Below are 17,032 nucleotides of genomic sequence, written 5' to 3'. Positions count from 1 at the left end.
ACGCCGCTTCGATGTTGAACCTCAGATTCCCTTCAAGGCACTCAGGCGCCTTCACAGCCTCCTCACAGGATCGTGACCCCGCAGCGCACAACCGTGTCCAGCGTCACGTCCACCACATCCATTTCATGGTGTGTGCCTCTGTTGATGACCTTGCCGCCCAGGTCAACTGTCCATAGAACGTCAGTGCGACCAATTGCAACCGACGAGCCTCGCTCAGAGGGAACCTGTGGGCGGGGCCAGAGGGGAAATCTCTCTTGTTAGCAAGCTCCAGAAGAAGACGCATCCTGTCGAAACTCGCCCTCGGGGCCTGCTCGATCCTGCTCCTGGGATCCGGCGGCGTGGCCGCCGCAGCCGACAGCGGCGACAGCACTCCCGCTTGGGACTATGCGCCGTCCTCCCGGCCTGCGGCAGGCCCGGAGGCACTCATCAAGGCCAACAACAACCGGCCCGTCTCAGGAAAGAACCTCAAGGCCGGCCCGCCATCCACCAAGGACTCGGCGGGCGTGTGGCAGACCAATCGCACCAACGTCACACTCAGCAACACCGTCACCGACGCCGACGGCGACAAGGCGGACCTGACCTTCCAGGTCTACACGACGGACGCCAGCGGCAACCCGAAGGACCAGGTCCAGCTCACCGACCCCGACACCGGCAAACCCGCCGCGTACGGTGTGGTCGTGTCCGACTTCGTGACATCCGGCGGAACGGCGTCGGTGACCCTCAGATACGGCGACCTGAAGACGAACACCACCTACGCCTTCCGTACCAGCGCCTTCGACGGCAGCCTGTACGAGACCGACTGGTCGTCATGGGCGAAGTTCCACACGCGCGGCCGGGCTGTGAGCATCACCCTGCCCGAGCCGAACAAGGACGCTCCGACCGTCAATCAGGACGACTACCAGGAGCCGCAGAAGATCGCTCAGCCGTCCATGGTCGCGGTCGAGCCGACCGAACCGCCCATCGGTCTGAGCGCCGAAGGCGGCTGGAACTGCGGCGAGTTGAACAAGAAGACGGGGATTCAGCCGTGTTCGCGGCTGGTACCGGATGACAGCAAGAAGACCCGCGACGCCCTCACCAAGGGGGCGAACGCGGCCTTGCCCCACCTGGTCGACTGGTGTGCGAACCTCCTCGACTCGCACATCAAGAGGTACGAGGCATGCATCGGCAGCTTCACGTACGAGTACCAGGGCATCGTCGTCAAGGACGGCAAGCCCACCGGTGAAATCCTGAACGCCTCTTGGGCCGTCGGCCAGGAGGTGAAACTGGCGGGGAACTCGGCGACGTTCACGCAGCAGCTCGTCCTCGTGCCGGTGGAGGTCGACCCGAAGTTCGGTTCGGTGACACTCAACGTGGAGTTCGACTGCCTCCTGGCTGACCGGTGCTCCAACGGACCGCAGTCGTGGGACGGGGCGCTGGAGTGGACGGGGGCGGATCCGTTCTCGCACTCGGCGGTCGGGAAGATCGACCACACCTGGAACGCGGCTAACAACGCGGACAAGCTGGACCTGTCCACGAAGATCACCGCCTACTCACCGGTGGCCAACCCGGCCGCGACGCGGTGGCAGGCCGATGGTGCGCAGATCCGTTGCGACAAGATTTCCTCGGACACACCGGGTTGCGCCTTCTACAAGTACATCCCGACGTGGGTGATGAACTTCGCCAAGACGCCGCCGGCCGTCGCACACGCGTGGCTGATGCAGTCCAAGCTGCCCACCCACCCCGGGAGCAAGGCAGCCAACAAGCCACTGTTCTTTCTTCCTGCCGAGGACAAGAACGCGCACAACCGTGACCCGGACGACAACCGCAAGGTGATCTGCCCTGACGGATGGGCGGCCACCTACGGCAACCCGGACGCCACCACCGTTCCCGAGATCAGCGCGACCGACAAGGCGTCATGTGACGAGTTCGCCTACGCCTCTACCTACAACTCCGGCGGCATGCCCGCAGGCATGGGCGGCATGAACGAGGTCGACACCGGCAACGACTGCGTGCAGACCTACGCCACCCGGGTCAAGCAGGGCGAATGGCACCTGTACGACGACATCCGTGTGCCTGCTCCGACATGGAAGGAAGTCTGTGGCCGCTCAGCCATGTCGGGATGGATCAACTCCACCTCGATGGGTGGAGCGTTCAGCGGGGGCTTCTCCGGCAAGTACCGGTTGCTCGACCAGGACCCGTACTGGGTGAACTTCCCCCAGTTCACGCACTGCGACGCATCCAAGGCGACCGTGACCTGCACGGTTCCCAAGCCGTGACAGTCTTCTGACCGCTGGTGGGGCACAGCACTGGTTCTCGCTGTGCCCCACCAGCACCACGTTGTGCACGGAAGGAGTGAACCGCAATGCCTGAAAACCTCGCATGGATCGCCGATGCCTGGCGCGGCACGAGCCCGAGCGCCACCGACCTGTACATCACCTGCGCCCGCGGCCTCAGCCCTCAGCAGCTGGCCGAACGCATGGCCGACCACGAGCCTGTCGAGGTCGGGCCCGCCCTCACCATCCAGGAAGCGCACCGCATGGTCGACCTCACGCAGATCTACTGCGTCGGCCGCATCGGCCAAAGCGGCGACTGGTCGTTCATCGTGGAGTGCGTGGGCAGTGACGGCTGGGCCCTGGACCCAGCAACGTCCCGCGGCGCCGAGGTCCTGATCTTCGACCCACGGCCGGACGATCCACCCTCCTTCTTCACGTACCTCGCCGACGGTGAGCTGCAGCTGCACTTCGAGTTGGGCTTCGGCTACGACCCCGTCGGAGCCCAGCCCGACCTACTGCGCCCGGCGCTGGAAGCGGCCGGAGTCATCCCGCCGGAAGACAGCATCGACGACCTGCTCGGCGAGGACGAGGAGCTGTCGCCTGCCGAAGAGAAGCGCCGGGTATTGAAGGTCGTCGGCGAGCATTTCGGGCTGTCACTCCCGCGGCAGGTGATCGAAAGCGGGCAGCTTCCTGCCGTGGTCACCCGCACCTCACCTCCGTCCTCCTGGTGACCACCTTCCCGGACCGGATCTTCGCCTTCGACGAGTTCGGCCAGCTCGGGATCTGGCCCACCGCAGGCTCGGGCTGGGCCGAACGCAAACGCCCCGACCGGGTGCCGGCCACCTACCACCGCAGCCACGGGGTGCGCTACTTCCACGGCTGTTACTCGGTCGGCGACAACCGCCTGTGGGCCGTCAACCGCCGCAAAAAAGAGTGCCGCCAACACGCTGGCCGCGCTGAAGTCGATCCGGACAACCTGTCCGCCCACAAAGGGTCCGACATCCGCCGCTGGGCGAAGAAGATCAAGGTCAAGCTCTGCTTCACCCCGACCTACGCGTCCTGGGCGAACCCGCTCGAAGCCCACTTTGGACCACTGCGGCAGTTCACCATCGCCAACTTCGAACCACCCCAACCACACCGTGCAGACCCAGGCCCTGCACGCCTACCTGCGATGGCGCAACGCCAGCGCCCGCCACCGCGACGCCCTGGCCGCCGAGCACAAGGAACGCGCCCGCATCCGCAGCAGCGCCGCGTACGGCATGGACCTGACCGAGACCTTCGCCCGGCCCGCGGGCGCGGACACGGCAGACGTCTCCAGCATGACGGACGAGGACCGCCGCGCCCGCATGGAACAACTGCCCCGCGAACTCGAGGCACGCATCGGCACGTTGGGCGGCGATCAGACCTGACGGCCGATCCGCCTGCCGCGCTTCGGACCCGGCCGGGATGTCCGACGCCGGGTTGCAGGCCGAGGTCTCCGGACTGATCCAGGCCGACGCAGTGTCGGCGCGCCGCTGGGCCTGCGATCGTGCGCCGGTTGCGGCAGCCTCCCGCACGAGAAATGGCTGCACCACCACGACCGTGCCTCGCAGCGACTCCCTGAAGGCGAATGGCCGGCCTGGACAATGCTGACGGGCCGCGGCTGGGGCAAGCGAAGTCGGCTGCCGAGGCTGGGCGCATCTGGGCCGCCTCCCCTACGCGGCGTGGAACCGCCACACCGCCCAGTCGGTGTACGACATGCTGTGGTTCTGCCTGCGCGAGGCCCCGTCCCTGCAGGTCGTCATCTCCACCACTCCCAAGCCGCTCCCCCACGTTAAGCGCCTCGTCGACCGCGGTCGTCGCTCCGGCTCCACCGTCGTCCTGACCTTCGGCCGCACCGAGGACAACCGCGCCAACCTCTCCCCCGCCGCTCTCGCCGAACTCGACTCCGAGTACGGGCGGGACCCGCCTGGGCCGCCAGGAGTTCGACGGCGTCCTCATCGAGGACGTCGAGGGCGCCCTGTGGAAGCAGTGGATGTTCGAGGTCGAGGGCTTCCGCATCGCCCGCACCGCCGTCCCGCCCCTCGACCGCCTGGTCATCGCCGTCGACCCGGCCGTCACGACGACTGACTCCGCGGACCTGACCGCCTTCACGGTGGCCGGCTGCTGCTTCCCTCTGGAGCAGAGGTACGGCGACCGCCGCCCCCGCGGCTACGCCTTCCATGCAGAACAGGCCCCCTACACGCCGACGACGGCGATGCGCCGCAGCCCTCTACCACGAGCACCAGGCCGACTACGTGGTCATCGAGGTCAACAACGGCGGCGACTACCTCCCCGCCCTCCTCGCCGAGGTCGATCCGACGGTCCCGTGCCGCATCGTCCACGCCACCCGCGGCAAACGCGCCCGCGCGGCGCCGGTGGCGATGCTGTACGAGCAGTCCCAGTCCCGCATCAGCCACGCCGGCCCGCCACGTACGTTCGCGGTGCTGGAGCAGATGACGACGTACGTCGGCGCCTCCGAAGCCGAAGAGAAGTCCCCGCACCTGCTCGATTCCTGTGTCTGGGCGCTCACCGACCTGTTCCTCGACGCCGGCGGAGCGACCTCTCCCGGCCATGCGGCCGAACGGCCGTCTCACATGCCGACGTTGAAGCTCCCCAAGCCACAGAACTCGTCGGAGGCCGACCGGACTACAGCTCGATCGGACGATATGCGAGAGCTCGGTCTACCACTTCTTCAGCCGTCAAAGGAGGGTCGGAATAATAGATGAGGTCGCTGACCCGTGGATACAGAACACTCCCCTTAAGTTCTCCGAGGAGGCGATCCTCTTCATCTTCTGGCAGCGCTGCATCGATAAGTTGCTGAACGACTTGAACCAGTTCCTGGCGCGATTTGCGAAGCATGGCACTGCACCCCCGGTTTGACGTCAAATCCCCTCGGGGAGCGAGGCGAGGAAGTCGTCAACCTCCTGTTTAACGTAGCGTGAAAGGTCGCTCAGCATCGCTGCGGTCTCCTTGAGATTGCGTGCCAGGTCCGGGGCCTCTGCCCATACCTGCGGCCCTCTGGTCACGACCGCGTACAGCAGGTCGTCGTCGTACCAGCCGCCGACTGCCTGGTTGGGGGCGGTGTCTCGCAGGATCTCCACGGCAAGCGGAAGCAGCAATGGCAAGCCAACGTCCTGACCGATCAACCGGGCCAGCTCGTGCGGCTCCAACGTTCCGATGGGGCGACGACGCAGCTCATGGACGTTCTTGACCATGGGGGTCGTGTCTTCGGCGGGATCTGGCCAGCGTTGTCTCTCGAGCTGCTCAAGGGACTGAGTACGGTCGACAGGCTGGGGCATCGACGGTTCCTTCCGTGTACCTGGCTACCGAGGAGAACCAGTTCTGCTGTTCGCATCGGCAGGGGCCGCTCCCAGCCGCGCGGCCGACGGCCGTCTCGCCGACCGACGTTGAGGCGACTCGAGTTCGTCGACGGATGCGCCCATGACGTCGTTCATCCAACAAGGCATCTATTTTGACCATTTCATACAGGTGAGGCGACGCTCTTGAGGAAATTTTCGGCAAATCACGCCTTTTCGAGGATCACGCAGCCCAGCGGGTCGTCGTAGGGCCAGGAGTCGGCGATGACGCGGCCAATGCCCCGCATGTGCTCCTTGTGCGTAAGCTCCAAAGAGGACGTGCGCGGCGTTCGAACCGCCTGGTCGGGTCCGTCCACCTGTACTCATCGACGACTCACGTCGCGGCTACGCGAGAATTTCGTCGTTGGAATCGAACTGGTGACTGTCGATGGGCAGGTCGGCAAAGTACTCGGTCTCGGCTTCCCCTGTCAGGACGGAAAGGAGGAAGGGGGCGCACTGGGTGGGGTGGTGTTCCCATTCCGGGCCTCGTCCTTCGTTGAGCATGACCGTCCACTCGGTCGGTTTCTGTCCCGGCTGCCGCAGCCAGTACAGGTACGCGCCGCTGTCCTCGAGATAGGCCCAGGGCAGGACCTGCGCGTCGGCATCGCTCTGGAGTTCCGTCGGCTTGGCTTCGGTCTGCCACAGGTTGGCAAGGATCTCTGCGCGCTCCGTGGCCTGGCCGAGGAGGTTGTAGTCCTGGTCGGGACAATCCGGGTCCAGAAGCCAGATGGTCTCGTCGAAGACGCCGCCTCCGTAGGTCTCGACGAGTTCCTTGTAGTCCTCCGGCAGGGGGGTACCGAGCCGTTGCTCGGCGGCCGGCCAGTCGCGTGAGCGGCGCGGAGCACCCGGAGGAATGATCCCGGAAAGGCGTTCCACGGCAGGGTGCAATGCGGGCGGATCCTTTCTGCAGGGGGTACTTGGGCTTGTGAACGTTCAAGACAGTGTCCGCGTTCGTAGGGAGTGAAGGTGAAGCCGCTGCTGCCCCGGGCCTTCAAAGTGAGTCCCAGCGGTACGACCTCGCTCGGGTCGTTGGACCGGTAGATGGGCGTCACAGAGTAGTGAATGGTTTCGCCTCGGTCGACCGCTGCTCTGATCTGGTCTTCAACCTTCCGCATGACCGGCGAGTTGGCGAATCGATGCATGGTGACGAAATTGCGCGGTCCTTGTTCGAGCCGCCTATCTGGGCACCGAGCAGGTGAGTCTCGTTGAGCTTCATGTACTTCTGGTAACCCGGCACGTTGGCCTGATGGTTGGCCTTTCCTCCGGTCATGTCGGGCTCGATGGTGGCCTCCATACCTGTGGCGCGACCGCCGGGCCCCGCTGCCCAGTAGCAGACACGACCGCCCCAGGTGACATGGCCCTCGTCGCCGGGCGCTCACCGACCTGTTCCTCGACGCCGACGGAGCGACCTCTCCCGGCCGCGCGGTCGACGGCCGTCCCGCCGGTCGGCGTTGAGGTGCAAGCTATCGGCGGCTCACTGGATGCTCACCCTGTGCTCGTGGGCCGGGTTCGCGGAGCAGGTGAAGATGTTGAGGGATCCTCCTCGGCCGACGGTCACCTGTGTAGGAGCGTTCGCCTCGGACTCGTTGATGAGGTCGCGGTCTTCCACGGGAACCCAGCTGAGCGTTCCTCCATCCCACTCCCTGCTGTCGATGGTCAGCAGAAGCTGCATGGGCTCCCCACAGGAACACGTCATTTCCGACGGTCCGGTCACGCTCCACGACGCATAGCCGCCGATCTTCCAACCCGGCGCAATGGACAGATCATGGTGGTAGGTAATGAAGTCGGCCTCTTCTTCGTCATACGACTCCTCGGCCGCTTCTTCGGCTTCGGCCTCCCAGGCCTCGATCCGCTCCTGCAGATCATCACTCAGGAGTTCGCTGTATTCGTGCTCCACCACTTGTTCGGGATCCAGCACGCAGGGTTCCGGAACATATCCGGCGTCGCCGATCACCTCGGGGCAGGGAGGATCGGCAAGTGTCTCGCCGATCCCGGCCGAACTGCGCCACTGCACGTGCACGTCGGGACCTGATTGCGCGCCATGGGCATCGAATGGACACCACAGCACTTGGAGGAGGTCACAACCTGCAGGTGCCGCAAGGCCCGGGACATCCGTCACGAACACCTGGGCCACGGGCAGAAGGGGCACAGGGTCCGTCTCCCCGAGCCCTGGGACGTGGTACTCCCGCTCGAGAGCGGACAGGATGTCCAGCTCCTCTGCCGAGGGCCCCACGTCAGGGTCGCGGCGCCAGGCTTCCGCGAGGATCCGGCGCCACTCATGGACGTTCTCGACACGCCTGCCCCGATCCCGCGGATGCGGCGCCCGGCAGGTCGGCCAGGGTTCGTCCCGAGGCCACAGGAACGGGCCACCGACCGAGCTCTCCTGCGGCTTCGGCGTCCCGGGCCGCGGATGGAGCCTCGTGCATACCTTGCGATAGCCGGACAGTTCGGGAAACTCTGCCTCGATGTCCACGGGGCGCGGGGGCGTGGTACGAGTCATGATCGTCCTTGAGGTTGTGGCGGCTGCGTCACAGTTTAGGAATCGCCGTCCGAACGCCCGAGGCAGGATTCTCCAGCACCTCGGTCAACGAGAATCCGCGGTTTCCGTGAGCGGATATGTTCAGCTTGGTCGGGATCGGATTGGTTCCCTCGTAGTGGGGCGTCACCGAGTATTGAACATTTTCGCCCTTCTTCACGGCTTCGAAGACCTTGGCCTCGAGCTGCTTCATCACCGGCGTGTTCACCGGGTTCTGGGTCAGCGTGACCAGGTTGTGGCGCGCCAGGGGGCCCTTGCCCGGACCGCCCAGGATGTTGGCGAGCAGATGGCCGCGCGCTTCGTTGAAGGCTGTTCCGTCACCTCGCCAGCCGGGCGTCCATGTGGTGCCTGCTTCGCTGCCTGTGCGCAGCATCTCCTTGCGCAGCGACGCCCAGACTCCCGTCGGGCGGTTCAGATCGTCGAGCTTGCCGAATCGAATACTCCCGTCCCATTTGTACCTGTCCATCTTGCAGGCTTTCGGCACCAGGCCGAGGGGGTCGCTCCACGTCTGGGGGTTGTGGACGTAGGCGAGAGGATTGGGGGCCGGCACCAGGCCGAAGGGATCCAGGGTGGTGTAGCGAGCGGTATCCGGGTCGTAGTGGCGGAAGAAGTTGTAGTGGAGGCCGGTTTCGGGGTCCGCGTACTGGCCGGGAAAGCGGAGCGGCGTATAGGCGCCGGCGTCGGCGTTCCAGCTCGTGGTGCCCCATAGGGTGGCGCGGGTGTGCCAGGCGATGGCGCCGTGTTCGTCGACGAGCTCGGTGGGGGTGCCGACCAGGTCGGTGACGATGGCGAAGAAGCGGGTGTCGATTTCTTCCTGGCTTGCCTTGCCGAGAGGGGATGCGGGGACGTCGAGTCTCCGTTCGAGCTGAGCGATGGGGTGGTCGCCCTCGTACTCCCAGGTGGTGATGACGCCGGTGGAGGTGTCGGCCTGCTCGGCGAGGTCGGTTCCGTCCCAGGTGAAGTGGACGGTCTCCTGTGGGGTTTCGCCGTCAGCGGCCATGCAGTGCTTGGCGGTGCGGCGGCCCAGGGGGTCGTAACTGTAGGTCCACACCGTGCCGTCGGGTGTGGTGCAGGAGACGAGGCGGTCCTCGGCGTCGTAGGCGTAGCGCCAGGTGTCCGGTTTCCGGGACAGGCGCATCTTCTGGCGCAGGGTGGTGCGCCCTGCGGCGTCGTGTTCGTATCGGATGGCGCCCGCGGTGCGAATGCGCGTTCCGGCGTAGGAGCGCTCCCCTCGGGCTTCGGGATGCGGGGCGCTGTCGGGCCAGCGTGCGGTCGTCTGGTTGCCGGCCAGGTCGTAGGCATACGACTCGGACCAGCCGTCGGCCGTGACTGCCAACGGGCGTCCGACGGAATCCAGCGTGATGCGACGCTGCTCGCCCGTGACTTGGTCAGTGATGCCGGTGAGGCTGCTGTCAGGGCGGTAGTCGTATGCGCGGGAGCGCAGAGTGCGCTGCGTGGTCGCCAGGCGCTGGCCGGTGCGTCGGTTCAACTCGTCCCAGGTGTGGCTGAGCGTGACGGGGGCGGAGGACGGCCCGAAAGCGCGGGTCGTCTCTCGACCGAGCACGTCACGGGAGAGGGCGAGGACATGTCCCGCCAGGGACACACCCGTGGGCATGCCGCCCGCATCCCGTGTCAGGCGGGTGACGGCACCGCGTGGGGTCGTACGAGTGGTGCGGCGGCCGAGGGCATCGTAGGTGTAACGCGTCGTGCGACCGTCGACCGTTTCGGCCAGAACCCGGCCCAGAGCGTCGAGTTCGAGGACGAGGTTCGACGTCTCGGTCGTGGCCGTGGCGAGGTGGCCCGCACTGTTGTAGGTGTAGGTGGTGCGCTTACCGTCGACGTCCTTGGCGAGGATGCGGCCTGCGGCGTCGAGCTCGTGCGTGATGGTCTGGCCGAGCGAGGTCGTCCGTGAGACGAAGCGGTCGGCCGCGTCGTAGGTGTAGCTCAGCGTGCGGCCGTCGAAGTCCGTTTCGGAGATCAGGCGTCCGGCTGCGTCGTACTCGTAACTCCAGGACAGGCCTTGTGGGTTGGTGACTCGGGTGAGGCGCAGCTCCGTGTCGTGGGTGAAGGTGTAGCGGGCGCCGTCCGGGCCGGTGCGGGCGGTGAGCAGGTCGAAGTCGCCGTGCTCGAAGCGCGTGACGCCGCCGAGCGCGTCGGTGTGCGAGATGCAGTTGCCTTCGCTGTCGTAGGTCCACGATTCGCTGCTGCCGTCAGGGGCTGTGTTACGGACCGGTTGTCCGTCCGGGGTCCACTCCAGGCGGGTGGTGTTGCCCAGGGCGTCCGCGACGACGGCCTGCCGTCCCAGGGCGTCGTAGGCGTACGAGGTCACGGCGCCAAGCGGATTGGACACTTCGACCGGCAGACCTGCCTTGTTGTAGCGGAAGTGCGAGGTGTTGCCGAGCGCGTCGGTGATGGAGCTGAGGAAGCCCGCCGCGCTGTATGCGTAGCACGTGGTGGCGCCCGCCGGGTCGGTGACCGATGTCCGGTTGCCGGAGTCGTCGTACTCCTGGCGCCAGACGCCGCCGTCGGGCCCGGTGATCGCCACAGGCAGGCCGCGGTCGTCGTACTCCGCCACGGTTTCCCGGCCGTCCGGATGGACGACCGACGTCAGGCGGTCCTGCTCGTCGAAGTGGTGGCGGGTGGTGTGGCCGAGGGAGTCGGTGACGGCGGCCAGTCGACCGTAGGTGTCCCACTCCTGGTGTGTGGTGTTGCCGAGGGGGCCGGTTTCGCGGACGAGCCGGAACGCCTCGTTGTGCTCGTATCGGGTGCTGTGGCCGAGGGCGTTGGTGACCGTGGTGGTGCGGGTGGTGTCGTCGTAGGTGAGCGTGCCCGTGAGGAAGCCACCGCTGCCTTCGGTGTACACGACTCGGCCCTGGTCGTCGTATGTGTAGGAGTACGAGTTGGAGTTCCGGTCGGTCCAGGAGGTGATCCGACCCTCCGCGTCGTATGTGAAGCGCAGAGGTTGTCCGGACGAATTGCGGACCTCACTGAGGTGGCCGTCCGAGTCGTACCCGTAGGACACGAGCACCGTTCCCCGGCCATCGGCGTGTTCGGGGTCGAGCAGGCGCAGCGCGGCGATGCGGGGGAGGTCGGGATGGCGGTCGAGGGCGATGCGGTAGCCGCCGGAGTGGGATACCTCGGCAGGGGTGCCGTCGTCACCGTAGTGGACGGTGATGCGCTGGCCGTGGCGGTTCTCGATCGCCTGCAGGGGCAGGTCGACCGACTCGGCGTCGTCGGTGGGCTGCGGGGTGTGGAATATGTAAGCCAGCCCGGTCGCGGCGTTGGTGATCCTCATCGCGCCGTCGACCTCGAGGTCCCAGGCCAGGGATATTCGCGGACCGGTTTCCGGGTACACCGGTTCGTTCGTGTCGGGACTGAGGCGGGGGAAAACGAGTCTGGAGCCGTCGGGGGCGGCGTAGGTGATGCCATCGTCGGCAGCCTGGAGCCGCTGGTCGATGGTGGAGGCCCAGGACGCCCCGAACCATCCACCCCAGCGATAGGAGGATATGTGGGTGCGCTCCAGGATCAGCGGCAGGGCACCGGGCAGCTCCACGTCGGTCTGCGGCAGCAACATGGCACCGGTGGCCACGTCGATCGGGTCGAGCTTGCACTCTTTCTCCGCCGCCTGAATCCCCGCCTCGAGCTTCTCGAGCTCGCCGGGGCGCAGCTTGAGTCGGGACAAATCGTTTCCGCTCAGCTTCAACGCCTTGGACAGCTTGGCCAGTTCACTGGGCTTGAGGGCCTTCAGGCCCTTGCCCAGGGCCTTGCCGAGGACGCCGAAGCCGACGCCCATCACCGCGCCCTCGGTGAGGATGCCGGCCAGCTTCCCTGGGTCCTTGAACGCGGACGGGTCCGTCAGCAGCGTCTCGAAGGCGGAGAACTTCATGCCCTCCTTGGCCATCTTGGCCACCGCGGAGACGCCCCGGATCTCCTTCAGCGCCTTCAGCGCCCGCTCCACCCCCCGGATGACCTCCATCACCTCGCGGATCACGGAGGCGAGCGCGCTGCCCTCCCGCTCGATCCGCCCGATCAACGCGACCACCTTCAGCGCGCGTTCGCCCGCCATCAGCGTGGAAGCCACCGATGACGCACCCAACGTCAGGACGTCCAGCGCCAGACCCGCGATCTCGAACTCGGCGATCTCCGCCAGCATCACGCCGATCTCGGAGAGGAGTTCGTGTGCCTTTTCCGCGAAGTCGTCCAGCGCCTTCGCGCCCTCGCGCAGGGAGTGCGCCATCTCTGTGGCCTGCTTGCGGGCCGCCTTGGACCGCTTGGTGAACGCCTTGGCGGCCTTGCCCTCCCACTCCACATCCGCCAGCGACTTGCGCGCGGCCTCCGCCGCATCGTCCAGACCCGTGGCCAGATGCCGCCACTTCTTGGCGATCTCCCGCACGCCATCCGGATCCACCGCGGGGTCAGTGATGCCCAAAAACTCCAGACCGCTGGCGAGGGTGTCGCCGAACATGTGGTTGAACTTGTTGACGTAGTGCAGCGGGTTGAGGTCCACCATCGCTGGGCCGCTCAGCCCTTCTTCGCCTGCGCCGCGGCCGCCAGCAACACGTCGAGGAGGTCGAAGGCGTCGGAGACCTCGCCCAACAGCTTTGCCTCGTCCTCCCACTCCTCGTCCAGCTGCTTGGTCAGCTTGGCCAGGGTGGTCATGCCCTCACGTATCTCGTTCGTGGCGGAGAGCAGGTCGCCCAGCGCGCCCAGCGCCGACAAGTCGTGCGACTCCGCCTTGAACTCCTGCAACGGCTTCGCCGTGTGATGCCCCACCTTGCGCAGCCCCGAGGCCGCCTTGTGCATGGATGCGGCTTCCTTCTTCAGGTCCGACACGCCACCCAGCCCCCGTACTTCACTCTGTGCACATGCCAACCCCAAGACACTATGGAGAGGGGTTAAGCGGGAGGTATTGCGCACCCCAAGCGCGAGCAAAGATCGTCATCGTCTCCCACATCTCCGGAAAGCCAACGGCGAGGACACCGCGCAGCGCACCCCCGGCGGCCAGGCCGAGGACACACGCCGACCGGTTCCGTCAGCTCGCGGCGGACGACTCATCCGAGACGGTAGAGGCAGTACGCGCGCTCTTCGCCCGCTGGGAGGAGCTCGGCGCCTGGATCGGGCACAGGGCTGGCCAGGTCACGACCAGCGCGTTCTTCATGCTCGGGGAGGCGGGCGCACCGGGCCGCGGGATCTGGCCGTTGATGCTTTACCCGGGTGGCGGGCGTGGCGGCACGGCGGAGGTGGTGTTCCAGTACCTGGCCGCACGCGGCCTGACGAGGCGTAGCCGTCAGCCCTCCGGCACTGCGTGCCGCACGGCCTTCTTCACCGCCTGCTCCAACTCGTGCCGCGACATGCTCACGCCCTCGCGCGCTCCGTGCTCCGTCACCGCGGCTTGGAAGTCCACGGCCGCCGCGCGCCACACCTTCCGCTGGACGTCGTGCGCCTCGCCGTCGAGGCCGGTGAGCTTCTCTCGCGCGTCCTTGGCGGAACGTTCCAGCTTGATCAATTCGTCGGGGATGTCTGCCACGACCTGATATCCCAAGCCGACACAGGCCGTACCCTCCGGGGCCTGATCCCGTCCGCCCCCAGAGCTCACGGGGTACAGGGACGGACGGGCTGTACCCGTGCCCGGCACACCGTCGCGCCGGGCTCGGGGGTCTACCAACTGGTCTTGCTGTACGCGTGCCAGTGCGTACCGGAGTGCCCGGCCGGGTCGGTGCAGCGGACGTGCGTGCGCGGGTGCTCGGCCCAGCAGTAGCGGTGCCCGTTCGACAGGCGGGGCAGGGTGGCTTGGCTCACGAGGCGGCTCCCGTCTTCACAGCGTTCGACCGGCGGCGACCGTGACAGGGGCAGCCGCAGCGCAGAGTCAGGAGGGGTGCCTCCCATGCCGGCGCGCCCTTCCGGCGGATCACCTTGGGCCCGGCGCACAGCTTGTGCATGAGGAACGCGCACTCGGGGCTGGAGCTCTCGCCGCTCACGGCCGGTCAGCGAGCGGCACCAGGTCGTATGCCTGGCGGCAGGAGTGGCAGGCGAAGCAGCTCATCTGCGTGCCCGGACCTGAGCCTGCGTCCTGCGCGGAGATGAGCCGCACGCCTCGGCTATATGCCTGGTGCCATGCGCACCAGCCGTAGCCAGTGGGGGTGTTCGCGGTGCCCGCAGTCTGCGTATTCTCCGGCATGTCGACTCCATCCAGTCGGCCACGCCCGGGGCCGTTCACAGCGGCCGCCGGGTTTCGTCATGTCTCCCAACGCTAGGAGCGCGACGGGCAGCGCAGCCAGCAATGTGCAGAACTGTGCAGCACACCTCATCTGTAGAGGAACGTTGGCGGATTCGTGCCCTTGACCCTGCGGCCGTATGGCGTGACGGTATTGCAGAAAACTGCACAACACATCGAGGGAGACAGCCGTGGCACTGCAGTTCATCGGTATCGACCCGAACACCGGCGACGACGAGAGCCCTACAGTCTGGGTCGACCAGGAGAAAGACGAACTCGTCCTCCAGGGCTGGAAGCCCAGCCCCGAACTCGAAGCGGAGTGCGCCGAGTTCACCGTCCCCGGCCATGCGGTGGGCATCCCGGAGCATGAGGCCGTGATCCGTATCCCCGCCCGGATGGTGCCGATGATCAGGGAGGCGTGCGATGCCGTCGAGCGTGCCGACGTTCGCTGAACTCATCGCAGGCTGTACCCACACCGCGGTGCACCTGGAGATGCGCGACGCCTACTCGGTCGACAAAGAGCGGCAGCAGTTCGAGGCATGGCGCCAGGGGTTCCGCCACGACCCGGCGGACCGGGCCTCCTGGTGGCGGCCGTGGCTCGACATGGTCCAGGAGACCGTTGCCCGCGGGGTTGCTGTACGGCGTGCGCGGATCGTGTCCGAGCCCGTCAGCGAGTACATCCGCTTCGAGCACTCCGGCACCTTCACCAACGTCGCCGCGGGCGAAGAGGTGCGGTGGCTGCCCCGCCGGCGCGCATCCGACATCCCGCTGCCGGGCAACGACTTCTGGCTCTTCGACAACCGCCTGATCCGGTGGAACCACTTCACTGGCGACGGCTGGTCGGCAGGTCAGGAACTCTCCGACGATCCCGCCGCCGCCAAGCTGTGCGCCACCGCATTCGACGAGGTGTGGGCCAGGGCCGTCCCTCACGACCAGTACGAGATCCACTAGCAGGAAGCGCCGGTAAGCCAGCTCATGCCCGTCTCCCCATCCTCGTCCGCCCAGGCCGCGCGCGCAGCCATCGCCGGACGGCTGCGCGACCTCCGCAAGGAGGCAGGCCTGACGATCACCGAGCTGGCCAACCGGTGCGGCTGGCACCACTCCAAGACGTCCCGCATCGAGAACTCGATCACTGCCCCCACCACCAACGACATCCGCCAGTGGTGCGCTGCCACCGGGGCAAAGCCCCAGGCGCACGACATCATCGTGCAATCGGTGAACGCCGAGTCGATGTACAGGGAATGGCGCCACCAAACCCGCAGGGGTCTCACCGAGCTGCAGCAGAACACCGGCAAGCTCTTCCGCACCACCGACCTGTTCCGCGTGTACTCGTCCACGCTCGTCCCCGGTCTCCTGCAGACCGAGGGTTACGCAGCCGGCGTCCTCGGCGCGGCGGCCCGCTTTCGTCAGCTCCCTGACGATGACAGCACCGAAGCCGCGCACGCCCGGGTCGAGCGCTCGCGCATCATCCACGACCCCGGCCGCCGCTTCGTCCTGCTCATCGAAGAGTCCGTCCTGTACTGCCAGATCGCCGAAGCGGACGCCATGGCCGCGCAGCTCGGTTACCTCCTCACCGCCGGCGCGATAGCCACCGTGTCCCTCGGCGTCATCCCGGCAGCCGCGCGCCTGCGTTCTCACTGGCCGCGCGAGACCTTCCATGTGTACGACGACAAGCTCGTGTCCGTCGAGCTGGTCTCCGCCCGTGTGCGGATCAACCAGCCCTCCGAGATTGAGCTGTACGTCAGGGCTTTCGAGGAACTGCGCGGCATGGCGGTGTACGGGGCCGACGCGCGCGCCCTGATCGTGAAGGCCATCGGCGCGCTGCGTTGACCGTGGTCATCCTCGTTGCCCCGCACTCACGGGTTGAGGCCTGACGCTCCTGGGTGAGAGCCGTCTGCGGTCCCAGCGGCCTGTCAGATTTGAGGCCAGCGGATTGGTCGTATGGTCGTATGACGAGATGTCGATCAGGGTGGGCCGCCTGGATCCGGGCGCAATGGTCGACCACCGCTCCGAGAGATCCTTTGCGTCCGGTCCCGGACCCGAGTAGTGCCCCGCTATCGGCATCGTGGACTCGGTAGTGGATGTCCTCCATCAATGGGTGTGCCTCGCCGTCTCCGTGACTTACTCGTCAACACCCCAGCGCGTCTGCAGTGGGGGCTCGCCCTCTTCTGCACGCTGCTCTGGCTCTCGGTGCTGGCTGAGGTGCTTGCACTGGGTGGGCTGTCATTCGATGAGGAGCACTTCCCGGAGTTGAAGACCGCCGTTGCGATCTTCGTCTGGAGCGATGTGCTGGTGCTGACGGCGGTGGTTGACGCGTTCGTCGCTGACCTGCCCGTATTCGGCATTGCAGAGGGCATCGGCCTCCGCGGACATGAGCGCGTCGGCGAACGTCTTGACCATCGCGCGCAGCAGGTCGGGACTCGCCGCGGCAAGGTTGTCTTCCGCGAGGGCGTGCAGGGGCGGACTGTCTGGTGCGGTCATCGTGCTGATCTCCTTCGAGGCTTCGACACTTCGAAGATCAGCCGGTGGCCGTTTGTCTATGCGGGCATCACCCTGAAGCCGGAGCAAACCCCCGGATCAGGTCGAACCCGTACACCACTTCCCTGGACGCAACCCCGCCCCTGGGCCGTGCGAGGCGAACCGGCGTTTACAG

The 17,032-nt window shown here is 66.6% G+C and carries 15 protein-coding genes and 2 pseudogenes; 7 read left to right on the top strand and 10 right to left on the bottom strand.

Annotated features, from left to right (window positions below; translation table 11 throughout):
• Positions 1 to 338 precede the first annotated feature (338 nt).
• The 4 genes and pseudogenes from OG303_RS36905 (at position 339) to OG303_RS36890 (ending at position 4,999) form a co-directional block, all read left to right on the top strand.
• On the top strand, positions 339 to 2,255 hold the full coding sequence (locus tag OG303_RS36905) for a hypothetical protein (protein ID WP_405873974.1): 1,917 nt from the start codon (positions 339 to 341) through the stop codon (positions 2,253 to 2,255).
• A gap of 86 nt (positions 2,256 to 2,341) precedes the next feature.
• Complete coding sequence (locus tag OG303_RS36900; protein ID WP_405873972.1) at positions 2,342 to 2,983, top strand: DUF6461 domain-containing protein; 642 nt, start codon at positions 2,342 to 2,344, stop codon at positions 2,981 to 2,983.
• A pseudogene (locus tag OG303_RS36895) lies at positions 2,983 to 3,496 on the top strand (transposase); the annotation flags it as partial. The gene OG303_RS36900 and the pseudogene OG303_RS36895, both read left to right, overlap by 1 nt.
• Before the next feature lie 957 nt (positions 3,497 to 4,453).
• Positions 4,454 to 4,999 (top strand): hypothetical protein, encoded by a 546-nt coding sequence (locus OG303_RS36890; protein ID WP_405873970.1) that lies wholly within the window; start codon positions 4,454 to 4,456, stop codon positions 4,997 to 4,999.
• 156 nt (positions 5,000 to 5,155) lie between these two features.
• Here OG303_RS36890 and OG303_RS36885 read toward each other — a convergent pair whose 3' ends face one another.
• The 9 genes and pseudogenes from OG303_RS36885 to OG303_RS36845 all read right to left on the bottom strand — a co-directional run bounded on the left by OG303_RS36885 (position 5,156) and on the right by OG303_RS36845 (position 13,964).
• Positions 5,156 to 5,572, bottom strand: coding sequence for a contact-dependent growth inhibition system immunity protein (locus OG303_RS36885; RefSeq protein WP_405873968.1), 417 nt, complete (start codon positions 5,570 to 5,572; stop codon positions 5,156 to 5,158).
• A 224-nt stretch (positions 5,573 to 5,796) separates the two neighbouring features.
• Positions 5,797 to 5,946 carry a hypothetical protein gene (locus OG303_RS36880; RefSeq protein WP_405873967.1) on the bottom strand — a complete coding sequence of 50 codons (150 nt, stop codon included), beginning with the start codon at positions 5,944 to 5,946 and terminating at the stop codon, positions 5,797 to 5,799.
• A gap of 28 nt (positions 5,947 to 5,974) precedes the next feature.
• A complete protein-coding gene (locus OG303_RS36875) occupies positions 5,975 to 6,517 on the bottom strand; it encodes an SMI1/KNR4 family protein (RefSeq protein WP_405873966.1) in 543 nt (180 codons plus the stop codon).
• Positions 6,518 to 6,573: 56 nt separating this feature from the next.
• Positions 6,574 to 7,001, bottom strand: a pseudogene (locus OG303_RS36870) (DNA/RNA non-specific endonuclease); the annotation flags it as partial.
• Positions 7,002 to 7,103: 102 nt separating this feature from the next.
• Positions 7,104 to 8,102 (bottom strand): hypothetical protein, encoded by a 999-nt coding sequence (locus OG303_RS36865; protein WP_405873965.1) that lies wholly within the window; start codon positions 8,100 to 8,102, stop codon positions 7,104 to 7,106.
• Positions 8,103 to 8,157: 55 nt separating this feature from the next.
• Positions 8,158 to 12,675, bottom strand: coding sequence for a DUF6531 domain-containing protein (locus OG303_RS36860; protein WP_405873964.1), 4,518 nt, complete (start codon positions 12,673 to 12,675; stop codon positions 8,158 to 8,160).
• Positions 12,676 to 12,686: 11 nt separating this feature from the next.
• On the bottom strand, positions 12,687 to 12,998 hold the full coding sequence (locus OG303_RS36855; protein WP_405873963.1) for a hypothetical protein: 312 nt from the start codon (positions 12,996 to 12,998) through the stop codon (positions 12,687 to 12,689).
• Between the two features lie 454 nt (positions 12,999 to 13,452).
• On the bottom strand, positions 13,453 to 13,692 hold the full coding sequence (locus OG303_RS36850) for a hypothetical protein (protein WP_405873961.1): 240 nt from the start codon (positions 13,690 to 13,692) through the stop codon (positions 13,453 to 13,455).
• 131 nt (positions 13,693 to 13,823) lie between these two features.
• The gene (locus OG303_RS36845) at positions 13,824 to 13,964 is read right to left on the bottom strand and encodes a hypothetical protein (protein ID WP_405873960.1); all 141 of its coding nucleotides are present in this window, start codon (positions 13,962 to 13,964) and stop codon (positions 13,824 to 13,826) included.
• A 606-nt stretch (positions 13,965 to 14,570) separates the two neighbouring features.
• Here OG303_RS36845 and OG303_RS36840 point away from each other — a divergent pair.
• The 3 genes from OG303_RS36840 to OG303_RS36830 are packed head-to-tail and all read left to right on the top strand — an operon-like array spanning position 14,571 to position 16,209.
• Positions 14,571 to 14,831 (top strand): hypothetical protein, encoded by a 261-nt coding sequence (locus OG303_RS36840; protein WP_405873959.1) that lies wholly within the window; start codon positions 14,571 to 14,573, stop codon positions 14,829 to 14,831.
• A complete protein-coding gene (locus tag OG303_RS36835; RefSeq protein WP_405873957.1) occupies positions 14,803 to 15,330 on the top strand; it encodes a DUF6879 family protein in 528 nt (175 codons plus the stop codon). Before OG303_RS36840 ends, OG303_RS36835 begins: the two co-directional genes overlap by 29 nt.
• Before the next feature lie 24 nt (positions 15,331 to 15,354).
• Entirely contained in the window at positions 15,355 to 16,209 is an 855-nt protein-coding gene (locus OG303_RS36830; RefSeq protein WP_405873955.1) for a helix-turn-helix domain-containing protein, read from the top strand.
• A gap of 393 nt (positions 16,210 to 16,602) precedes the next feature.
• On the opposite strand, the gene OG303_RS36825 is transcribed toward OG303_RS36830, so the two are convergent.
• Complete coding sequence (locus OG303_RS36825) at positions 16,603 to 16,860, bottom strand: transposase (RefSeq protein WP_405873954.1); 258 nt, start codon at positions 16,858 to 16,860, stop codon at positions 16,603 to 16,605.
• Positions 16,861 to 17,032: the final 172 nt, after the last annotated feature.

It is taken from the genome of Streptomyces sp. NBC_00005 (assembly GCF_045160215.1).
GTDB lineage: Bacteria > Actinomycetota > Actinomycetes > Streptomycetales > Streptomycetaceae > Streptomyces.
The sequence above is the reverse complement of the archived record's forward strand: the minus strand, read 5'-3'. Positions and strand labels throughout refer to the sequence as shown.

Bases quoted from the DNA above. Each gene is read 5' to 3' on its own strand.
- OG303_RS36900 (WP_405873972.1), top strand. From the start codon at position 2,342: ATGCCTGAAAACCTCGCATGGATCGCCGATGCCTGGCGCGGCACGAGC.
- OG303_RS36890 (WP_405873970.1), top strand. From the start codon at position 4,454: ATGCAGAACAGGCCCCCTACACGCCGACGACGGCGATGCGCCGCAGCC.
- OG303_RS36885 (WP_405873968.1), bottom strand. From the start codon at position 5,572: ATGCCCCAGCCTGTCGACCGTACTCAGTCCCTTGAGCAGCTCGAGAGA.
- OG303_RS36860 (WP_405873964.1), bottom strand. From the start codon at position 12,675: ATGGTGGACCTCAACCCGCTGCACTACGTCAACAAGTTCAACCACATG.
- OG303_RS36835 (WP_405873957.1), top strand. From the start codon at position 14,803: ATGCCGTCGAGCGTGCCGACGTTCGCTGAACTCATCGCAGGCTGTACC.
- OG303_RS36830 (WP_405873955.1), top strand. From the start codon at position 15,355: ATGCCCGTCTCCCCATCCTCGTCCGCCCAGGCCGCGCGCGCAGCCATC.
- OG303_RS36825 (WP_405873954.1), bottom strand. From the start codon at position 16,860: ATGACCGCACCAGACAGTCCGCCCCTGCACGCCCTCGCGGAAGACAAC.